General features: G+C 66.9%; 5 protein-coding genes. 4 read left to right on the top strand and 1 reads right to left on the bottom strand.

Translation table 11 applies throughout. From position 1 onward, the window contains the following. Positions 1-59: 59 nt before the first annotated feature. Positions 60-1400 (bottom strand): tetratricopeptide repeat protein, encoded by a 1341-nt coding sequence (locus EES42_RS10925; protein ID WP_124717933.1) that lies wholly within the window; start codon positions 1398-1400, stop codon positions 60-62. A gap of 142 nt (positions 1401-1542) precedes the next feature. On the opposite strand from EES42_RS10925, the gene EES42_RS10920 reads away from it, so the two are divergent. The 4 genes from EES42_RS10920 (at position 1543) to tgmC (ending at position 4627) form a co-directional block, all read left to right on the top strand. After that, positions 1543-1722, top strand: a complete 180-nt coding sequence (locus EES42_RS10920) for a hypothetical protein (protein ID WP_124717932.1) — start codon at positions 1543-1545, stop codon at positions 1720-1722. A gap of 531 nt (positions 1723-2253) precedes the next feature. Beyond that, positions 2254-2526: a putative ATP-grasp-modified RiPP gene (gene tgmA, locus EES42_RS10915; protein WP_124717931.1), complete on the top strand. Its 273-nt coding sequence runs from the start codon at positions 2254-2256 to the stop codon at positions 2524-2526. Continuing rightward, a complete protein-coding gene (gene tgmB / locus EES42_RS10910; protein ID WP_124717930.1) occupies positions 2526-3488 on the top strand; it encodes an ATP-grasp ribosomal peptide maturase in 963 nt (320 codons plus the stop codon). Before tgmA ends, tgmB begins: the two co-directional genes overlap by 1 nt. Then, on the top strand, positions 3485-4627 hold the full coding sequence (gene tgmC, locus EES42_RS10905; protein WP_124717929.1) for an ATP-grasp peptide maturase system methyltransferase: 1143 nt from the start codon (positions 3485-3487) through the stop codon (positions 4625-4627). The genes tgmB and tgmC overlap by 4 nt, the downstream gene beginning before the upstream one ends. Positions 4628-4718: the final 91 nt, after the last annotated feature.

Genomic DNA, 4718 nt, shown 5'->3' with positions numbered 1-4718 from the left:
CCCCCCGTGCGCATCGTTCGAAAATGAATGATGGGTGCGGGGGCATTCTTGTTTTGCACTCAGACCGCAACCGATGGCGGGGTAACGAGACGTGCGCGCTCGTAGAGACTCCGGACCGTCTGATTCTTGAGATAGGGTCGAAGTCGATCCTGCATCGTTGACATGGCCTTATCGCACTGCCCCGATTGGACGTCGGGGTAAATTTCCACGACTTTGACCCATGTGGCACACGCGCTTTCGAGATGGCCGATTTCCAGCTGACGTTCGGCAAGCATGGAGAGATAGCGAATCCGATTCCTCTTGAACGAGCTATGCCGCAGCTTATCGGACTCCTCCAGATCTTTGACCGATCCCCGAATGTCGCCCAATTCGTACCGCACCTGCCCTGCGTGATAGGTCAGAGAAGACGAGTTGTACGAGCCGAACGTCTTGGTTTGGGATTCGGCCTTTTCCATTGCCACTTCAGCCTCGCGCAGATACATAAGCGCCTTTGTGGGCTCGCCAAGCTGCGCGGAGGCGTGCGCTTGCTGCCCCGCCAGAAAGGCGCGCATTCGAGGACCAGCCTGCGGAGATGCAGACGCGGCAGCGTCAGCAAGGCGCATCGCAGTCTTTCCGTGGCGTAGATCAACTGCCTGAACGCTCATCCCCCTCAGGGTCGTGCAATACGTGAGGTGATCTTCCGAAGCACCTGCTAGCTCTAGCGCTTTCAGGTAATACTGTTGCGCCAGGCCGTGGACCCCCTCATCCACAGCCATATATCCGGTGAGATAGCAGAGATCGGAAGCCGCTGACATCATCGCCTTGCGGACTTCCTCTGTTGCGTCGGCTCGAAGGTAGGGGGATACCGTGTTCACGAGGAATGCCGCCGCCATCGGGCGAGCGTGCCGACCTCCGAATTGGTCGTCCAAGTCAGACACGCGCTCTGTCATGGCGATGACCATGTTTACGTCGGCCATCCCTATGCGTTGGGTCTTTCCCGATTGAACCGCTTCCATACGCCCCACAACATCCGGCCACCCAGGGACGGTAAGGGCTACGGAGAACAGTCCCGCACTCAGGACGCTACGGCGTGAGGGGTCCATGTCTTGCCTCCCGAGGTCTACCAGCCCTTCAACGGTAGTCGGGTGACTATTGGACTCTTCCGAGGGTGCCGGGAATCCTGCATCGGCGTGCGTGATGGGACGGAGTAATCTCCGGGCGAGTGCTTCCAGAATCAGCGGCCGAACAGTTTCTTTCGGCAGGTGGCCGCTCAACCACTGGTGCACTGACGGCTGTTGATACTTGAGAGGGGTCCCGCGCTCGGTCCCGATGCGGTTGACCTCTTGGGCGAACTGCCGCAGGGTCCACCCGCTTTCGCGGTACAGCCGCTCAAGTCCGGCGTTCGGCTGTCGTGTCGTCACTGGTCCCCAACTCCCGTGCTCTGACCGCTTAACGCTCTTAACTCCTGCCCTCTTCCCAACGGTAGCGCTGTGCGTGGTCGGGCGGTTGCCTAGTGCGAGCACGGCCACCGCAAGGGACGGCACCGCAAGGAGGGCCCGGAACATGGAGAACCCCGTAGACCTCCCGCTGAGGCTGGAGGGAGACCCGCGTTCGGTACCGGGATGCGCGCACTGCGACACAGTCGCCATGGACCGCGACCACGCCGAAGCCAACGGTGACGGCAGCCGCATGAGCGACTGCAACGTGAGGCTCAGCCGGCATCTCGCGGACGCCCACCGATGACCGCCACTCCGGCGCGGCGTCAGCAACGCCCTATGTGCCCTCTCCCGGCCCCGCAGCTCGTGAGCCTCATAGACGACCCGGGCGGCCCTTGCGCGGACTCCCCGCCCGGGTGGTGGAACCAGTACGGCGGGGCTCTGAACGTGGCATCGCGCGTGATCTGCCTCCCGGGCCCGACGTACCCGCCGTCGCCGTTCCACCCCGGGGACTGCCCGAACTGCATCCCCCGGCCGGACAGCCCATGAGGCGGGTCCGCCGGTTCGGGTGGCCGCGTTCGTCTTCACGGTCGCCGCTCTGGCAACGGCGATTCCCACCCTCGCGGCCACTGGCCGTCTCTGACCCCCGTTCCCCTCGCGGTGTCGCACAGCTCCCCCATGCTGATTGCACAGGCCGCGAGGGGAACGGGCTCCAACTCCCGCCCCGGCGGCGGAAACCCTGGACAGGTCGAGTGGCCGGGGCGGGATTGGCAGCCTGGGCCGTCTGGCCCGAGCAATTGAAGTTTCAGCACCACCAGGAAACGGAGGCGCAGAACAGATGACGCAGACGCCCGCCCCGTGGGGCACGCAGCGAATGGGGCCGTACGCGGTCACCACAACGGTTCCGCAGTACACGCCTGTGATCGACCCCGAAACCCAGATCGCCGTCATCGTGGACGAGCACGGCCGGACGGTCGAACTGGGCAACCATGGCACCAGCACGAGCGGCCTGACTCCTACCACGACCGCCCCGGGCGACGGGTCCGGCCCTGGTGGTGCGACCGACGCGGACAGCACCGAGTCGTACGACCAGGACCAGAGTTCCGGCTGATGCGTGACAGCAGGTCGGTACTGGTGCTGACCAACCCCTGCGACGTGACAGCGGATGTGGTGCTCAGGCTCCTTGCCGAGCGCCGGGTTCCCGTGGTCCGTCTCGACCCCGGCACCGACCTGCACACGGGTGCCTCGCTGACCGCCACGTACCGCACGGGCGACCAGCGGGGCACCCTGCGCACGGCAAGCCGGGAGATCGACACCACGCGGATTCGGTCCGTGTGGGTACGCAGGCCCTCGCCCTACGGGGGACCGCCGGAGTTGAACGGCCAAGACCGCCGGTTCGCCGCAGAACAGGCCCTGTGGGGCGCAGGGGGCATCCTCGCGTCACTGCCCGGCGCGCACTACGTGAATCACCCCTGGAACAACCGGGCCGCTGAGTTCAAGCCCGCGCAGCTCTCGACCGCGCAGCGCTGCGGATTCCTGGTGCCCAGCACGGTGATCACCGACGACCCTCAACAGGCGCGGACGTTCACAGCCCAGCAGCCCGGCGGAGTGGTCTACAAACCCGTGTGGAACACCCCCTACCGCGTGGACGATCAGCCGCACAGCGTGTGGGTCCGAGAGGTGTACGCGGCCGAGATCACCGACGCCGTGTCCGTCTGCCCCCACCTGTTCCAAGCCAAGGTGGACAAGGTGTTCGACGTGCGGGTAACCGCCGTGGGCGGCCGACTGTTCGGGGTCCGGATCGACAGCCCCGACCTTGACTGGCGCTGCCATCAAGACCTGATGACGTGCACACCGATCGAGGTACCCGCGTCGGTCGCCCGTTCGGTCACGGCCTATCTCGCCGAACTCCGTTTGCATTACGGCGCGTTCGACTTCGCTGTGGCGACCGCAGGTGACTGGTACTTCCTTGAGTGCAACCCGAACGGCCAGTGGGCGTGGCAGCCGGCGCAGACCACCGCCGCTATCGCCCAAGCCCTTACCGACCAACTGGAGAAAGGCCCCGACGCGTGAGCACATCGGCTCAGCTTCGCAGCGCTCTGGCGGACAGACTCGCCGAGGACGGCACCCTCGCCGACCCCGAGTGGCGCAGCGCGGCCACCACGGTTCCCCGCGAGCTGTTCACGGGGTCCTACTTCCTGCCGGTGGCGGGCAGCGTCCCCACCAGCTACCGGCCCGTCCGCGAGGGCGATCCCGGGTGGCTGGAGGGCGTCTACTCCGACGAGACGCTGATCACCCAACTGGACGGCCTGATCAGGCCCGACGACGTGGCCGAGGACGCCGTTACCGGCTCCCCGTCGTCGTCGTCCACCCTGCCGTCCCTGGTGCTGCGGATGTGGCAGCGGCTTGGCGCCGAGTCCGGTCAGCGGGTGTTGGAGATCGGTACCGGAACCGGGTACTCGACCGCCCTCGGTGCGCACCGCCTCGGGGACGCCAACCTGACCAGCATCGAGTACGACCCGGTGGTCGGCGGGGCTGCTGCCACGGCGCTCAAGGCATCCGGATTCGCGCCCCGGCTGATCATCGGTGACGGGCTGCGCGGCGACCCGCAGGGCGGGCAGTACGACCGGGTCATCGCCACCTGTTCGGTCCGGTACATCCCTCTGCCCTGGCTGCACCAGGTGAAGCCCGGCGGAAAGATCCTGGCCACCCTCTCCGGGTGGAGCTACGCCAACGCCCTGGCGCTGCTCGACGTGACCGGCCCCGGAGAGGCCACGGGCCGGTTCCTCCCCGGCTACACCAGTTTCATGATCGCCCGGCCGCACGACCGGCCACCCCGTCCAACGCTGGCCCTGCTGCCCGGGGACGAGCGTCCGAGCCAGATCGACCCCGCGAAGCTCGACAACTGGACCGGCGGTTGGGTCGCGCAGCTCGCGGCCCCCTCGGCCGAACGCATGGGGGCGGGGGCGGAACAGATCCTCTGGGACGTGTCCACCGGTTCGCAGGCCCGGACGGCTCCCAACCCTGACGGCGGGTGGACCGTTGTTCAGCGCGGTCCCGTTCGCCTGTGGGATCGGGTGGAACGGGCCGTGGAGCGCTGGCAGGCCGCCGACGAGCCTCACCAGGAGAAGTTCGGGTTCACGGTCTCGGCCGCCGGTCAGCGGGTGTGGCTCGGCACCGAGGACGGCCCCGGGTGGGACCTGCCGATCTGAAAAACGCGGGCCCGGCGGTCAACATCACGCACCCCCTGGCGGGCGCACAGTCGGACTCCGCCTCGATCCGTGCCCACCGCTCGTCCGGGCT

It is taken from the genome of Streptomyces sp. ADI95-17, from assembly GCF_003846175.1.
GTDB classification, from domain to species: Bacteria; Actinomycetota; Actinomycetes; order Streptomycetales; family Streptomycetaceae; genus Streptomyces; species Streptomyces sanglieri.
Note: the sequence above shows the minus strand (reverse complement) of the source record. Positions and strands in the feature narration are given on the sequence as shown.